Raw genomic sequence first — 14,293 nt, forward strand, 5'->3', positions numbered from 1 at the left:
ATGACCGCGCAACGCTTGACCCTGCCCTCCCCGGCCAAACTCAATCTGATGCTGCACATTCTCGGTCGCCGTGAAGACGGCTATCACGAGTTGCAGACGATTTTTCAGTTTCTCGACTACGGCGATGAGCTGACCTTCGCCGTTCGCGATGACGGCCTGATCCGACTGCACACCGAATTCGAAGGCGTGCCTCACGACAGCAACCTGATTGTGAAGGCTGCGAAAAAACTTCAGGAACAATCCGGTTGCCCGCTGGGCATCGACATCTGGATCGAAAAAATCCTGCCCATGGGCGGCGGCATCGGTGGCGGCAGCTCGAATGCCGCGACGACGTTGCTCGGCCTGAATCACTTGTGGCAGCTGGGCTGGGACCACGATCGCCTGGCCGCGCTGGGCCTGACGCTCGGCGCCGACGTCCCGGTTTTCGTGCGTGGGCACGCCGCTTTTGCCGAGGGCGTGGGGAGAAACTCACCCCTGTAGACCCCGAAGAGCCGTGGTATGTCGTGCTTGTTCCGCAAGTATCTGTAAGTACAGCAGAAATTTTTTCAGATCCACTGTTGACACGTAACTCTCCTCCCATTAAAGTGCGCCCCGTTCCCAAGGGAAACAGTCGAAATGACTGCTTACCGGTTGTAGCAAGGCGTTATCCAGATGTACGTAACGCTTTGAATTTGTTAGGTAATTTTACCGAAGCAAAATTAACCGGAACTGGAAGTTGTGTGTTTGGGGGCTTCCCAAGCAAAGCTGAAGCTGATAAAGTCTCGGCCCTTCTTACAGAGACCCTTACAGGGTTTGTAGCAAAGGGAAGCAACGTTTCGATGTTGCATCGCAAGCTGCAAAGTCTGCTCTAAAGGAACCGAGTACTGGGTACTCGTTGCAACAGATACAGGGGCGTCGCCAAGCGGTAAGGCAGCAGGTTTTGATCCTGCCATGCGTTGGTTCGAATCCAGCCGCCCCTGCCATTTTCTATACTCATCCAGGTTACCCTCAGCCTCTAGGTACTGCGCGTGTCCAAGATGATGGTCTTTACGGGGAATGCTAACCCCGATCTGGCTCGGCGTGTTGTACGTCAGCTGCATATCCCTCTCGGTGACATCTCTGTCGGTAAGTTCTCCGACGGCGAAATTACAGCCGAGATCAATGAAAACGTCCGCGGTAAAGACGTCTTCATTATTCAGCCGACTTGCGCTCCGACCAACGATAACCTGATGGAACTCGTCGTGATGGCTGATGCCTTCCGCCGCTCCTCAGCGACTCGAATCACAGCTGTAATCCCTTACTTTGGTTATGCCCGTCAGGATCGCCGTCCGCGTTCCGCACGTGTGGCTATCAGCGCGAAAGTCGTTGCTGACATGCTGACCGTGGTAGGCATCGACCGTGTTCTCACGGTTGACCTGCACGCTGACCAAATCCAGGGGTTCTTCGATATTCCGGTAGATAACATCTACGGCTCCCCCGTCCTGGTGGATGACATCGAAGACCAGCGCTTTGAAAACCTGATGATCGTGTCCCCGGACATTGGTGGCGTCGTGCGTGCACGGGCTGTTGCCAAATCCCTGGGCGTTGATCTCGGGATCATCGACAAACGCCGTGAGAAAGCCAATCACTCTGAAGTGATGCATATCATCGGTGATGTCGAAGGGCGTACCTGTATTCTGGTTGATGACATGGTCGACACCGCCGGCACCCTGTGCCACGCGGCGAAAGCCCTGAAAGAGCACGGTGCAGCAAAAGTCTTCGCCTACTGCACACACCCTGTGCTGTCGGGCCGAGCGATCGAGAACATCGAGAACTCAATGCTGGACGAACTGGTGGTGACCAACACCATCCCGTTGTCCGCTGCAGCTCAAGCCTGTTCGCGTATCCGTCAACTGGATATCGCACCGGTAGTTGCCGAAGCGGTTCGCCGCATCAGCAACGAAGAATCGATCAGCGCGATGTTCCGTTAAGGGTCAGACCTTAGCGACATCAACCTGACGAAAAGCGCCCCGCCCCAGCATTCTGTTGGGGCGGGGCTTTTTTGCCCATATCGCCTTTAGCGCTGGTCGCAAACGCTAGGGCGAATGTGGTTATTTTGGAGATACAACATGAACGATTTTACTTTGAATGCTGAACTGCGTTCCGACCTGGGGAAAGGTGCGAGCCGCCGCCTGCGTCGTCTCGCAAGCCTGGTTCCAGCTGTAGTTTACGGTGGCGAAAAAGCCCCTGAATCCATCAGCATGCTGGCTAAAGAAATCGCCAAACTGCTCGAAAACGATGCGGCCTACAGCCACATCATCGAGCTGAACGTTGGTGGCACCAAGCAGAACGTCATCATCAAGGCACTGCAACGTCACCCAGCTAAAGGCCACGTGCTGCACGCTGACTTCGTTCGCGTAGTTGCCGGTCAGAAACTGACCGCTGTCGTGCCTGTGCACTTCGTTGGCGAAGCTGCTCCGATCAAGAAAGGCGGCGAAATCTCGCACGTTGTAGCCGAGATCGAAGTGACCTGCCTGCCGAAAGACCTGCCTGAGTTCATCGAAGTCGACCTGTCGGCTGCTGAAATCGGCGACATCATCCACCTGTCCGACCTCAAAGCCCCTAAAGGCGTTGAGTTTGTTGCACTGGCTCACGGTGATGACAAAGCTGTTGCAAACGTACACGCTCCACGCGTTGCACCAGAAGCTGAAGAAGGCGCTGCAGAGTAATTCACTCTGTAATGCCGGAGCTTGAGGAAACATCGCGGACCGGAACGTAGCGAGAAAGCGGGCGAGAATGCGAAGTTGGCCTCTAACGGTTAATCAGCGTTTGTCGTCCACTTTCGCCGCACCAACGGCGATGTTATCCACAACTCCAAAGGAAGGGCCCCTGTCGTGACTGCCATTAAACTGATCGTTGGCCTGGGAAATCCAGGCGCCGAATACGAACAGACCCGGCATAACGCGGGGGCCCTTTTTGTTGAGCGCATCGCCCACGCCCAAGGCGTCAATCTTGTGGCCGATCGCAAATATTTCGGCCTGACCGGGCGCTTTTCGCACCAGGGTCAGGATGTTCGTCTGTTGATTCCCACCACCTACATGAACCGCAGCGGCCAGGCTGTCGCGGCGCTTGCGGGCTTCTTCCGGATCAAACCCGAAGAAATCCTGGTGGCCCATGACGAACTTGACCTGCCACCCGGTGTTGCCAAGCTCAAGCAAGGCGGCGGCCATGGCGGGCATAATGGCCTGCGCGACATCATCGCGCAGTTGGGCAATCAGAATACGTTCTACCGCTTGCGGCTTGGCATTGGCCACCCGGGCGTTGCCAGTATGGTTTCAAATTTCGTCCTGGGTCGTGCGCCACGCGCCGAACAGGAAAAACTCGATGCCAGCATCGATTTTGCCCTCGGCGTGCTGCCGGATATCTTCGCCGGTGAATGGAACCGTGCGATGAAAAACCTGCACAGCCAGAAGGCCTGACTCTTTACCCGAGGGGAAACACCATGGGATTCAATTGCGGCATCGTCGGCCTACCTAACGTCGGCAAGTCCACCCTGTTCAACGCCCTGACCAAATCCGGCATTGCGGCGGAGAACTTCCCCTTCTGCACCATCGAACCGAACACCGGTATCGTGCCGATGCCCGATACACGCCTGGACGCCCTGGCGGCCATCGTGAATCCAAAGCGCATCCTGCCGACCACCATGGAGTTCGTCGACATCGCAGGCCTGGTAGCCGGCGCGTCGAAAGGTGAAGGCCTGGGCAACAAGTTCCTCGCCAACATCCGTGAGACCGATGCCATCGCTCACGTGGTCCGCTGCTTCGAAGACGAGAACGTGATTCACGTCTCCAACAGCGTCGACCCGAAACGCGACATCGAGATCATCGACCTGGAACTGATCTTCGCCGACCTCGACAGCTGCGAGAAGCAACTGCAAAAGGTCACGCGTAACGCCAAGGGCGGCGACAAGGACGCAGTGGTCCAGAAAGCCTTGCTGGAGCAGTTGATTGCTCACTTCACCCTGGGCAAGCCGGCACGCAGCCTGATGAAGAACATGAGCACCGACGAAAAGGCGGTGATCAAGGGCTTCCACCTGCTGACCACCAAGCCGGTGATGTACATCGCCAACGTGGCTGAAGACGGTTTCGAGAACAACCCGCTGCTCGACGTGGTCATGGCCATTGCCGAAGAAGAAGGCGCAATGGTTGTTCCGGTGTGCAACAAGATCGAAGCGGAAATCGCCGAGCTGGAAGACGGCGAAGAGAAAGACATGTTCCTTGAGGCCCTGGGCCTGGAAGAGCCTGGCCTGAACCGCGTGATCCGTGCCGGCTACGAAATGCTGCACCTGCAGACCTACTTCACCGCCGGTGTTGAAGAAGTACGCGCCTGGACCGTCAAGGTCGGTGCCACTGCCCCGCAAGCGGCTGGCGTGATCCACACCGACTTCGAAAAAGGCTTTATCCGCGCCGAAGTCATCGCCTACAACGACTTCATCCAGTTCAAGGGTGAAGCCGGTGCCAAGGAAGCCGGTAAATGGCGCCTGGAAGGCAAGGAATACATCGTCAAGGATGGCGACGTGATGCACTTCCGTTTCAACGTCTAAGCGTCATCTGCGGCCAATGCCGCAAAACAAAAAAGCCGATGCAGTGCATCGGCTTTTTTGTGGGCGCTCACTTCCAAACTTAACAAAAAAGCATCACGACACATTAACTAACTTTATATATTAAAAATATAAAACACTCAAAACGCCGATTGACAACCCCCCAATAGCATCCCACCCCACCTACATAAAAAGACAAGCCGTCTTTAGGATTTATCCTTCAAACAAAAAGAAAATAACAGCGTAGAAACACTTGAGCTTTCATCAGCCTCTTGAACTATAGATTTCAATACCCCTCCGATATTTCTTGACCAAGGTGACAAAATAAACAATTTCCGGTTTACTTCCCTGTATTCGAATGGACTCAAATAGTCTGAAAATAGTGATGCGATCCAATATTGGAGCAATAGCAATATGTCGCTTTCCTATCACCCTAAGTATGTTACAGACGCGCCACTTACCGAATGCCCAGCGATCGAGGCTACTGTCCAGAACACGGCCGCACTTAATATCGATATGCTACTGCTGGGTGAAACAGGGACAGGTAAAGATACGTTGGCACAACGCATACATCTGTTATCCGGAAGAAAGGGAAACTTTGTTGCCGTCAACTGCGCGGCGATCCCGGAAAGCCTGGCTGAAAGCCAACTGTTTGGTGTCAACAGCGGTGCCTATACCGGTGCGATGCAATCACGGGCCGGGTTTATCGAAGCCGCCCACCTGGGCACCTTGTACCTCGACGAAATTGACAGCATGCCCCTCAACCTGCAGGCCAAGTTGCTGCGAGCACTGGAGTGCCGAGGCGTTGAGCGCCTGGGCTCCACTCGTTTTATCCCGGTGGACATGCGAGTGATCGCCTCCGCACAGCAATCACTGGAGGAGATGGTCGAACAAGGGGCCTTCAGGCGCGACCTGTACTTTCGGCTGAACGTTGTCGATATCCGGCTCCCGCCCCTGCGCGAACGCCGTGAGCAGATCATTCCATTGTTCTTGAACATGATTCAACAAGAGGCAGAGCACTTCAAGTGCACGTTCCCTGCCCCATCCAGCGCACTGCTGCAACGGTTGCTCTGCCACCCCTGGCTGGGAAATGTTCGCGAACTGCGTTCGACAGCCAAGCGGTTTGTGCTGGGTCTGCCACCGATTGCAAACCCGATAAGCGAACAACAGGATACCCAGACAGGCCTGAAGGCACGTCTGCGACACATTGAAAAAGCACTGATTCAGGAATCGCTGAGCCGCCATCACCACTGTGTAGACACTGTGGCGGCTGAACTGGGGGTTGCAAGGCGCACGCTGTATTACAGGATTAAACAACTGGGCATCGTCACTCTCCAGGCACCCACTGCGTAAAAGCCAAACATTTGGAAAAATCTAAAAAACGCTGGAACGCTTTAGTCGTATCGACCACACAGTCGTAGCGTGATTACAAAATGCGAGAAACACGGAACCCGTATCACTGATCACGACCAAAAAGCCAACGACTAACGATTGAAGAACCTGGAGTTTAATTATGTCAAGTGTTGGACCCTACAATAGCGCCAGCAACGCTTACTCTTCATTGGAGAATACCCTTAACAACGGAACGGGTGCTGGTAGTGGTGGCAGTACTTCTGCGTCTGATCGAGCAGAAGCCGTTGCCGAAGCAACTTTCCAAGAAAGTTTGAAAGCAAAAATGATCTCGGGTTTATACGCCGCAGCTAAAGAGATCCGTTCGTAACACAACGGCCTCCCCAGCTCATCTGCCGGGGAGGCAGTCCTATGCGCTGAAGCAGAAAAGTCGGCATCAGCCATTATTAGCAAATGGTTTCACACACTCACGCAGCAGGCCTTATATGCAGATAGAAGCATTTGCCCCTTCAACACTTTCTAATCGCCGAGAAGGTGCCAACAGCGCGCGAGAACCTTCAGCGTCCACGACAGATGTTGCCTTTTTCACGTCAATGCTCGAGCCCTCAACAGCGAAGTCAACTGCCTCCGTCAACAACAGTGTATCGACGATGCTGACGGAGACATCGAACCACCTCACTGCGGCGAAAAGCCGCCTCGCGCGAGCGTTGAAAGCTTCAACCAACGGCCTGGACGCAGACACACTCAGAAAATACCCACGGGAACTGTCTCACACGACGCTCACTTCCCAGTTGCTGACCAAGAGCCTTGGCAAGGCAACCCAATGCATCGACAAAATTTGCAACTTGCAATAGTGAACATGACCCGATCCCTGCCTGTCGCTTTACTTCTGACGGTGGCATTTATGTTGACCGGTTGCGGCGACCGCGTTGAACTTCATCGCCAGCTCTCTGAGCAAGAGGCCAATGAAGTGATCGCGGAGTTGGCGGACAAGCATATTCGTGCCCAGAAGATTCCGGCCAAAGACGGTGTCGTCGTAGCGGTTAACGCTATCGATATCGGGCGCGCGGTGCGCACACTGGAAGCCGCCGGGCTACCCAGAGTGGCGCGGACCACACTGGGCGATACGTTTCGCAAGGAGGGGGTTATTTCAACTCCGCTGGAAGAGCGGGCACGCTACATCTATGCCTTGTCCCAGGAGCTTGAGGCCACACTGTCCAACATTGACGGCGTCATCGTAGCCCGAGTGCACGTGGTACTGCCCGAACGCATAGCACCGGGAGAGCCTGTCCAACCCGCATCCGCATCCGTATTCATCAAACATGATCCGCGCCTGGATCCCGACAACATTCGCGCACGGGTTCGCAGGATGGTCGCGAGCAGCATTCCGGGCATGACCACCGCGGTGGACAACCCGCAAAAACTGACCGTGATATTCGTGCCTGCCACCGCTTACCAGGATCCGCAACGGCTGGTGTATTTCGGCCCTTTTCTGGTCCCCGGCGATGATCTCGGGTTTTGGCGAGGCAGCCTTATCATTTCCCTGCTCGCCTTGATGTTGACCGTGATTGGCGCCCTGTTTCTACACAACAGGCGCCAGCGTCTTGTGCGAGGGGCGCCCGTGACAGCCGAATTGGCCGGCCCCACTCATGACGCTTAGACCTGATCAGCCCTTGAGCGAACATCTGGCCTGGGCTCAATGGTGGGCATTTCCCTGGAAGCACGCCCTCCAGGGCTGGAAGGATGGCAAGTACCCTGCGATTAACGCGCTGTATCGCATCGGTCGGTCAGCACCGGACGACCTCACGGGGATTGCAGCCTGCTTGCCGCCAGCACCGGATCCCACCGTGCTTCGCCTGGTTTTGGCCACGACGGAACAGCTCGACCTGGCGCTGACACTGGTTCACGACACGTTCAACCCTGACGCCACAGCGCCTTTGAGCGACAGTCAGCACCTGTGGTGCACGCGTCTTTCCAAGGCTCTGCCCCCCGCCATGCTGTCGCCTGGTGCGGATCCGTTGCAACTGCTCCACAGCTGGACAGGGCCCGAGACCTGGCAGCGCCTTCGACTACGGTTCCCCCGTGAGCGCGTACACAAGGTTGAGCAGAACAATGCCTCACTCGAGAACGCCAGCAGCCGACTGAACATGCTATGGCAAGCCGTCGTCTGGCGTGTGACGACACCGGAAAACGACCCTATGCCCCCTGACTCGAACGGGTAAGGAACACAACGATGCTATGTCAGTACACCATTGAGTTGCTCAAGGACAAACCTGGGTTGCCACGCAGCCTGATCCCCCGAGAGGAACTCGCGACCTGGGAGCAAGCCAGCCAGCTCATCAGTCGCGCCAATGCGCAGGCCGATGAACTGATAGCCCAGACAGAGAAGAAATGCGAAGCGCTGCTGGAGCAGGCCTCGCTGGAAGTCTGGCAGCGCGCGGATGCCCAATTCAAGCGATGGGAACGTGATCGCCAAGCCATGTGCGACAGCCTGGAGCAGTACGCAACATCAATCACCAACCAGGCGATTCGCTCCCTGCTTGACGCAACGGTAGCTCCGCAAAGGCTGGCCGCCCTGTTGAGGCAATTACTGGCGAACCAGGTCCAGGAGATCGATGCGTCGCTGCTCTGCCACCCTCATGACCTTGAGGAGATAAAACAGTGTCTCGCTGATCGCAAGGCCACGATCTGGAAGCTTCACGCCGACGAGACGATTCCCCCTCAAACACTTGTGTTGAAAACCGACGAGGGGGATTTCCGTATCAGTTGGCACTCGATGCTCGAGCTTTTTTTCAATCAGGCCCAAGAGCACCGGATAAGCGCTTGACGACACACGCCTGAAAAAATTGATTTATCCATGCACAACCACCCATGACAAAGGAACGCCCATGAGCCTTTTCAATGATCTGTCGCGCGAACTTTTAAGAACCAGCAGTACCTCCCATAAGCTTTTTAAATCAAGTTCCGGGGTGGCTGCGCAAGAGGGGGCAGACGCAGAATTATTCTATGAACTGGCGGTAAAGAGCACCGTGTCCCAGATGGCGTACCTGGAACATAACCGCGTTGAGCATATGCTGCTCAAAAGTACCTTTGACAGCTTTCAATAAAATGCAGGAGCTCGTCAGTCACTGGCTGAACAGCCGTAAAGAACAGCTCTCGCTGTTTGAAGGCGATGATGAACTCATGCTGAAACATCAGGGAGACGCGTTGTTGCTCGGGGCTCAACTGACCTCAAGCCGGCCAGATAACACGACCTTGCAAAACTGGATGCGCCTGGGCGCCGCCAGCCTGAATCATTTCCAGGGCGCGCTTTCCCAAAAGCCTGACAGCGGTGCGTTATGGCTGATTCAAAGCGTTCAGGATTCGCAGGGTTTGGACTCCGTGCTGGGTTGCATTGAATCCCTGCTCAACCAGCGTGACACATGGCGCTCCCTGTTCGCCCGCCTTGCGCAGCCTGCCCAAAACCTCAAACCCACCTCACTACGTTCGCTGTCGTACTAATCAGAGAACCCTCAATGTATAACAAGACCCACAAGCGCACCGGCTTGCAGATTGACTTGCCTGGTGTTCCATCAAAACGCGCCGACTGGCGCTACCTGATCGCACTGACCTGCCTGTTGGCCCCCGTGGAAAGCACCCTGGCTGCCGTCCCCAACGAATGGAAAAACACCGCCTACGCCTATGAGGCAGAGCATAAGCCCCTGCGGGATGTACTGGAGGACTTCGCCCAGACCTTCGGCACCCAACTGCAAATCGATGGCCTCCTGGAAGGCAATGTCAATGGCAAGATACGCGCCAATACCCCGCAATCGTTGCTCGACAGGCTCGGCGTAGAGCACCGGTTCCAGTGGTACCTGTACAACAACACCCTGTACATCAGTACCCTGGACCAACAAGAGTCTGCGCGCCTGGAGGTTTCGTCCGAAACCATCACCGACCTGAAGCAGGCATTGACCGATATCGGCCTGCTCGACAGTCGTTTCGGCTGGGGGGAGTTACCTGAAGACGGCGTCGTGCTGATCTCGGGGCCCAAGCGCTATATCGAACAGGTCAGGCAATTCAGCAGCCAGCGAAAATCCCCCGACGAAAAGCAGAGCGTTCTCACTTACCCGCTGAAATTCGCCAATGCGGCAGACCGCCAGATTGATTATCGCGGCGAAAAGCTGACCATCCCCGGCGTCGCGAGCATGCTGCGGGGCTTGCTGGAACCTCGCACCCCCTCGGCCCTCTCGACGCTGAGCCAGCGCCCTGGGTCAGCTTCACAACCCTCGCCCATCACGCCGGCTTTTCCACGGCTGGGCAACCCGATGCTGGGGCAAATGCTCGGCCCGACCGCAAACCTTGGGCAGTTGGACAGCGGCGTGGCGCTCACCCCGCGCGCGCCTGCCAACTCCAGCAGGATCCGCGTCGAAGCCGATGTGCGTAACAACGCCATCCTGATCTACGACCTGCCGGAACGCCAGGCGATGTACCGCGAGTTGATCGCCCAACTCGACGTGGCGCGCAAACTGGTGGAAATCGACGCAATCATCCTCGATATCGAGCGCACTCAATTGCGTGAATTCGGCGTCAACTGGGGCTTTCAAAACAGCCGCTTCCGTGGCGGCGTGAACATGGCACCCGGTACGTCATCGCAGCTGTCGATCGAAAACCGCGACCGTTTCTATGCCGATATCCGGGCACTGGAACAACGGGGCCTGGCGACCATGGTGTCCAACCCGTCCGTGCTCACTCTTGAAAACCAGCCGGCCGTGATCGACTTCAACCGCACCCAATACCTTACCGCCGGCACAGAGGCCGCCACCATCTTGCCCATCACGGTGGGTACCAGCTTCCAGGTGGTGCCCCGGGTGATCACCACCCGCGGCCAGCACCAGATCCATCTGGTAGTGGATATCGAGGACGGTAATTTCGACGAGTCCAACCCCGAGCGCACCGGGCCCGATGTACGTCGGGGCAAGGTCAGCACCCAGGCAGTGATGGCAGAAAAGCGCTCGCTGGTGGTCGGAGGCTTCCATGTCACTGAAAGCACCGACAAGCAAAACAAGGTGCCGTTGCTGGGGGACATCCCTCTGGTGGGCAAGGCGCTGTTCTCCTCCACCGAACGCCAGAACAACCGCCGCGAACGCCTGTTTATCCTGACACCGCGCGTCATCGGTGATCAGGCCGACCCTTCGCGTTACTTGCCACAGGAAGACCAGGCCGAACTTCAGGCGGCTCTCAAGCCCCTGGCCCGGCGCTACGCCGAGCATCAGCCGGTGATCAAGCGCAGTGATATCACCAGCACCCTGGCTCACCTCGTCAGCGGGCAAGTGCCCACCGCTTTCAAGGCGGCGCCGATGCCACTGGGGCTGGGCACTCTGTGCGCCACCCGGGACCTGTTGGCACTCAATACCGAGCGCAGCCAGTGGTATGCCGGCCCGCAGTTCAACGTCGCCGTGGTGGTGCTGCGCAACCAGTTCAATCGCAGCGTGCGCATTGATGAAAAGGAATGCAGCAACTCCCAGACCCTGGCAGTGAGCGTCTGGCCGCGTGCCTGGCTCAAACCGGGTGAAGAGGCCGAAGTATTCATCGCCATGCGTCCCGTCACCAAAGATGAACACATCGGTGTGCCCCGCCCCTCCCTGCTCACGCCTGCCCGGAATAACGCCCAATGAAACATCGACTGTCCTGCGTCACCTTGATTGGCCTGGCCCTGCTTATCGTCGGTTGCACGCCAACGTGCAAGGGCGACTCCTGCTCACGCCCGCAATCGAGCGCGGAGAAGATGGTGGTCTGGTGGCCGCCGCAGATGCGCATCGAGCCCGGCCCTGCGGGTGAGCGATCGGATTATCAGACCGTGTCCCTGGAACGGTGAACCCCATGGGATTGCCCGACGATGATCAACATCGCCAGGTGTTCCTGGACAACCTGGTGAGCGGCGATGACGCTCACCTGCTCCTGTCTCCGGGTATTACCCTGCTCCCCATCAAGTCCGGTACACAGCGGGGGCTGGCGTTGCAGATAACCCCCGAGGCGCTGCAGGCCGGGCAGTTGCAGCAAGTGCTCGAACGCCGTTTTGAGCATGCGCTGGCATTCGACGGTTGTTTTATCTATCTGGATGCCAAGGCCGCGCTGGTAATCTGGCACGCGCTACCGGCGAGCGGCGCACTCAATGGCGCCGTCAGCCGGATGCTGTCCCTGGCCAGGCTGGAAGCGCTGGATGGACACCGCACCCGCTGACACCTAGCGCTGCTCCAGCTCCGGCAAGTGCAGGGTGTCGCGCTTGGCCTCATCGTCAAGCTCACGCAGGGTGCGGTAGATGACGGCCACCGCCTGTAACGCCTCCCGAGGGATGTTCGCCCCGAGCTTCTTCTCATACAACAGGCGCGCCAGCCACACGCACTGGATGACCGGTACGTCGGCCGCCTTGGCCCGCTCAATCAGTTTGCGCGCCTCGGCATCCGTGCCCTTGTCCACCAACAGCGGCAACGGCGTTTTCCCGGGGCGATAGTAAAGCGCGACGGCAAAGTGCGTGGGGTTAACCACCAACATGTCGGACTCTTCAAGCTTGGGCAGCTTGACCTTCGGTTCTTCCTGGGCCAATTGATAAGCCAGTTGACGCCGCTGGCCCTTGACGTGTGGGTCGCCTTCCATGTCCTTGTATTCCTTCATCACCTCCACCTGGGTCATGCGCATGCGCTTGGCGAAGAAGTGTTTTTGCAACGTCATGTCGATCAGCGCAAGCACCAGCAGCAACCCAAGGGTGGCGTGCAGCAAATGCCGGAACAAGGTGATCAGCGCCAGGATATAGCTCTGCAGGTCGCTGGTGGCCAGGTTGATCAACGCCGCCAACGACGGCCCGATCACCACATACAACACCAGGGTCAGCAGCAGCGCCTTGCCCAGCCCCATCAACAGGTTCATCACCGACTGTGCGGAAAACATCTGCTTGATCTGGCTGAGAGGGTTGAGACGGCTAAAGTTCGGCTTCAAGCTTTCCGGCGCGAACAGGAACCCGAACTGCAACCAACCGCTGATCAGCTTCACCGCAATGGCTACTCCCGCCATCAACAGGGCGAACGAGAAAAACATCACCAGGCCCTCCAACAGCACTTCCTCCAGGGCACGCACAAAGGGCCGGTCAATGCCCGACATCGCCAGCATCATCAATTGCTGGAGACGCTGCAGGCTGGTTTCAGCGGTGAACAGGGCGATTTCACTCAAGGCGGTCAGCACCAATAACTTGCCGACGTCCTGGCTTTGGGCGACCTGGCCTTTCTTGCGCTGATCCTTCAGTTTCTTGGGGGTGGCGGCGTGTTTTTTCTCCCCCGAATCACTCATGGTGCAGCGCCCTGAAACATCAGGCCAATGGCGTGTTTGAGGTCTGCCAACTGTGCCATGCGGGTGACGATCAAATCCTGCAACAGTGGAAAGTACAGCAGCAGTATTCCCAGCCCGGCGAGGCTCTTGACCGGCGTTGCCAGGGTCGAGACTTGCAACTGCGGGCTGTACAGGCCCAACACCGCGAAGCCGAATTCCAGAAACAGCAGCACCGCGATAAACGGCGCGGCGTACAGCATCATGTGGGTAAAGGTGTCGCCCAACACGCCGAGGAAAACACTGAAGCCATTGACCGCCGGCAGCGGCACCCAGGCGGTCGCCGGCCAGATCAGGTAGCTGTCCCAGATCACCTGGGTCAACACGCTCAACCCCAGGACCGCGATCAGCAGGTAAATCACCAACTGCTTGAACAGATGGCCGATGGGCGTGGCGTCCGGGCCCAGCGACGGGTTGAGCTGGCCACCCGCCAACGCGCCGCGCTGGTTATCCAGCAGCGCCCCCACCGACTCGATCATCCAGAACGGCATCGCCAGCAAGATCCCTAGTAAAAAGCCCAGGGCCGCCTCCTTGAGGACCAACCCGCTGATCATCAGCGCGGAGTAATCCTGGCCTGCCAGTACAGCATGGATACCAGGCGCCGGGATCAACGCCATGACCATCACGATGACGTGCCGAAGCATGCCTTTTATGTGCTGGAAACAAAACGCCGGCACCAGAATCGCGACAGGATAAATGCGCGCCATGGCCACCAGCAGGCTCGGCAAATATTCTAGATAGAGCAGCACGCGCAGTCCCTCAGTTCAATGCCGAGCGGGCGATCATGTCGAACATCAGGTTGATCAACTGGATCAACTCCAGGCCGATCCAGCGGCCGGTCAATACCAGCGTGATGCCCACCGCGACCAGCTTGATGCCAAAGGGCAGCGTCTGGTCCTGTATCTGCATCAGGGCCTGCACCAGGGAGGTCAGCACGCCGACGATCACCGCCACGATCAGCGGTGGTGCCGACAGCACCACCACCAGCAGCATGCCCTGCTTGAACAGCACGATCGGTTCCATAGG

General features: G+C 57.3%; 17 protein-coding genes, 1 tRNA gene and 1 pseudogene. 16 read left to right on the top strand and 3 right to left on the bottom strand.

What is annotated here, in order from left to right; genetic code table 11:
* From ispE to JFV30_RS02885, 16 genes and pseudogenes are all read left to right on the top strand, one after another.
* Nucleotides 1-851 (top strand): annotated as a pseudogene (gene ispE / locus JFV30_RS02810) (4-(cytidine 5'-diphospho)-2-C-methyl-D-erythritol kinase).
* Between the two features lie 36 nt (nucleotides 852-887).
* Nucleotides 888-962 (top strand) — tRNA-Gln (locus JFV30_RS02815).
* A 45-nt stretch (nucleotides 963-1,007) separates the two neighbouring features.
* Nucleotides 1,008-1,949, top strand: coding sequence for a ribose-phosphate pyrophosphokinase (locus JFV30_RS02820; RefSeq protein ID WP_003208392.1), 942 nt, complete (start codon nucleotides 1,008-1,010; stop codon nucleotides 1,947-1,949).
* A gap of 138 nt (nucleotides 1,950-2,087) precedes the next feature.
* Complete coding sequence (locus tag JFV30_RS02825; protein WP_010177032.1) at nucleotides 2,088-2,687, top strand: 50S ribosomal protein L25/general stress protein Ctc; 600 nt, start codon at nucleotides 2,088-2,090, stop codon at nucleotides 2,685-2,687.
* A 165-nt stretch (nucleotides 2,688-2,852) separates the two neighbouring features.
* Nucleotides 2,853-3,437 carry an aminoacyl-tRNA hydrolase gene (gene pth / locus JFV30_RS02830; protein ID WP_003208389.1) on the top strand — a complete coding sequence of 195 codons (585 nt, stop codon included), beginning with the start codon at nucleotides 2,853-2,855 and terminating at the stop codon, nucleotides 3,435-3,437.
* Nucleotides 3,438-3,460: 23 nt separating this feature from the next.
* Nucleotides 3,461-4,561, top strand: a complete 1,101-nt coding sequence (gene ychF / locus JFV30_RS02835; RefSeq protein WP_010177033.1) for a redox-regulated ATPase YchF — start codon at nucleotides 3,461-3,463, stop codon at nucleotides 4,559-4,561.
* Nucleotides 4,562-4,972: 411 nt separating this feature from the next.
* Nucleotides 4,973-5,911: a sigma 54-interacting transcriptional regulator gene (locus tag JFV30_RS02840; RefSeq protein WP_201121777.1), complete on the top strand. Its 939-nt coding sequence runs from the start codon at nucleotides 4,973-4,975 to the stop codon at nucleotides 5,909-5,911.
* Between the two features lie 590 nt (nucleotides 5,912-6,501).
* The gene (locus JFV30_RS02845) at nucleotides 6,502-6,762 is read left to right on the top strand and encodes an EscI/YscI/HrpB family type III secretion system inner rod protein (RefSeq protein WP_242487017.1); all 261 of its coding nucleotides are present in this window, start codon (nucleotides 6,502-6,504) and stop codon (nucleotides 6,760-6,762) included.
* Nucleotides 6,763-6,767: 5 nt separating this feature from the next.
* Complete coding sequence (gene sctJ, locus JFV30_RS02850; protein WP_201121782.1) at nucleotides 6,768-7,568, top strand: type III secretion system inner membrane ring lipoprotein SctJ; 801 nt, start codon at nucleotides 6,768-6,770, stop codon at nucleotides 7,566-7,568.
* 13 nt (nucleotides 7,569-7,581) lie between these two features.
* Nucleotides 7,582-8,130, top strand: a complete 549-nt coding sequence (locus JFV30_RS02855; protein WP_201121784.1) for a type III secretion protein — start codon at nucleotides 7,582-7,584, stop codon at nucleotides 8,128-8,130.
* A gap of 11 nt (nucleotides 8,131-8,141) precedes the next feature.
* Nucleotides 8,142-8,735 carry a type III secretion system stator protein SctL gene (gene sctL / locus JFV30_RS02860; protein ID WP_201121786.1) on the top strand — a complete coding sequence of 198 codons (594 nt, stop codon included), beginning with the start codon at nucleotides 8,142-8,144 and terminating at the stop codon, nucleotides 8,733-8,735.
* Nucleotides 8,736-8,796: 61 nt separating this feature from the next.
* Nucleotides 8,797-9,015: a hypothetical protein gene (locus JFV30_RS02865; RefSeq protein WP_201121788.1), complete on the top strand. Its 219-nt coding sequence runs from the start codon at nucleotides 8,797-8,799 to the stop codon at nucleotides 9,013-9,015.
* Nucleotides 8,999-9,409 (top strand): type III secretion protein, encoded by a 411-nt coding sequence (locus tag JFV30_RS02870; RefSeq protein ID WP_342215021.1) that lies wholly within the window; start codon nucleotides 8,999-9,001, stop codon nucleotides 9,407-9,409. The genes JFV30_RS02865 and JFV30_RS02870 overlap by 17 nt, the downstream gene beginning before the upstream one ends.
* 14 nt (nucleotides 9,410-9,423) lie before the next feature.
* A complete protein-coding gene (gene sctC / locus JFV30_RS02875; protein ID WP_201121790.1) occupies nucleotides 9,424-11,565 on the top strand; it encodes a type III secretion system outer membrane ring subunit SctC in 2,142 nt (713 codons plus the stop codon).
* On the top strand, nucleotides 11,562-11,765 hold the full coding sequence (gene hrpT, locus JFV30_RS02880; protein ID WP_201121792.1) for an HrpT family type III secretion system protein: 204 nt from the start codon (nucleotides 11,562-11,564) through the stop codon (nucleotides 11,763-11,765). Before sctC ends, hrpT begins: the two co-directional genes overlap by 4 nt.
* 5 nt (nucleotides 11,766-11,770) lie before the next feature.
* A complete protein-coding gene (locus tag JFV30_RS02885; RefSeq protein WP_201121794.1) occupies nucleotides 11,771-12,130 on the top strand; it encodes a transcriptional regulator in 360 nt (119 codons plus the stop codon).
* A 3-nt stretch (nucleotides 12,131-12,133) separates the two neighbouring features.
* Here the strand turns inward: JFV30_RS02885 and sctU are convergent, their stop codons facing one another.
* From sctU to sctS, 3 genes are read right to left on the bottom strand one after another with little or no spacing between them, the layout of a single operon-like run.
* Nucleotides 12,134-13,231 carry a type III secretion system export apparatus subunit SctU gene (gene sctU / locus JFV30_RS02890; RefSeq protein ID WP_201121796.1) on the bottom strand — a complete coding sequence of 366 codons (1,098 nt, stop codon included), beginning with the start codon at nucleotides 13,229-13,231 and terminating at the stop codon, nucleotides 12,134-12,136.
* Entirely contained in the window at nucleotides 13,228-14,016 is a 789-nt protein-coding gene (gene sctT / locus JFV30_RS02895) for a type III secretion system export apparatus subunit SctT (protein ID WP_201121798.1), read from the bottom strand. Before sctT ends, sctU begins: the two co-directional genes overlap by 4 nt.
* Before the next feature lie 10 nt (nucleotides 14,017-14,026).
* Nucleotides 14,027-14,290, bottom strand: a complete 264-nt coding sequence (gene sctS, locus JFV30_RS02900) for a type III secretion system export apparatus subunit SctS (RefSeq protein ID WP_010177045.1) — start codon at nucleotides 14,288-14,290, stop codon at nucleotides 14,027-14,029.
* Nucleotides 14,291-14,293 lie beyond the last annotated feature (3 nt).

It is taken from the genome of Pseudomonas sp. TH32, assembly GCF_016650855.1.
Classification (GTDB): domain Bacteria; phylum Pseudomonadota; class Gammaproteobacteria; order Pseudomonadales; family Pseudomonadaceae; genus Aquipseudomonas.

Excerpts from the sequence above, each read along its gene's own strand:
- JFV30_RS02845 (WP_242487017.1), top strand. The coding sequence starts at position 6,502 with ATGCTCGAGCCCTCAACAGCGAAGTCAACTGCCTCCGTCAACAACAGT.
- ychF (WP_010177033.1), top strand. The coding sequence starts at position 3,461 with ATGGGATTCAATTGCGGCATCGTCGGCCTACCTAACGTCGGCAAGTCC.
- JFV30_RS02865 (WP_201121788.1), top strand. The coding sequence starts at position 8,797 with ATGAGCCTTTTCAATGATCTGTCGCGCGAACTTTTAAGAACCAGCAGT.
- hrpT (WP_201121792.1), top strand. The coding sequence starts at position 11,562 with ATGAAACATCGACTGTCCTGCGTCACCTTGATTGGCCTGGCCCTGCTT.
- sctC (WP_201121790.1), top strand. The coding sequence starts at position 9,424 with ATGTATAACAAGACCCACAAGCGCACCGGCTTGCAGATTGACTTGCCT.
- JFV30_RS02840 (WP_201121777.1), top strand. The coding sequence starts at position 4,973 with ATGTCGCTTTCCTATCACCCTAAGTATGTTACAGACGCGCCACTTACC.
- sctU (WP_201121796.1), bottom strand. The coding sequence starts at position 13,231 with ATGAGTGATTCGGGGGAGAAAAAACACGCCGCCACCCCCAAGAAACTG.
- sctJ (WP_201121782.1), top strand. The coding sequence starts at position 6,768 with ATGACCCGATCCCTGCCTGTCGCTTTACTTCTGACGGTGGCATTTATG.
- JFV30_RS02885 (WP_201121794.1), top strand. The coding sequence starts at position 11,771 with ATGGGATTGCCCGACGATGATCAACATCGCCAGGTGTTCCTGGACAAC.
- sctS (WP_010177045.1), bottom strand. The coding sequence starts at position 14,290 with ATGGAACCGATCGTGCTGTTCAAGCAGGGCATGCTGCTGGTGGTGGTG.
- JFV30_RS02825 (WP_010177032.1), top strand. The coding sequence starts at position 2,088 with ATGAACGATTTTACTTTGAATGCTGAACTGCGTTCCGACCTGGGGAAA.
- sctL (WP_201121786.1), top strand. The coding sequence starts at position 8,142 with ATGCTATGTCAGTACACCATTGAGTTGCTCAAGGACAAACCTGGGTTG.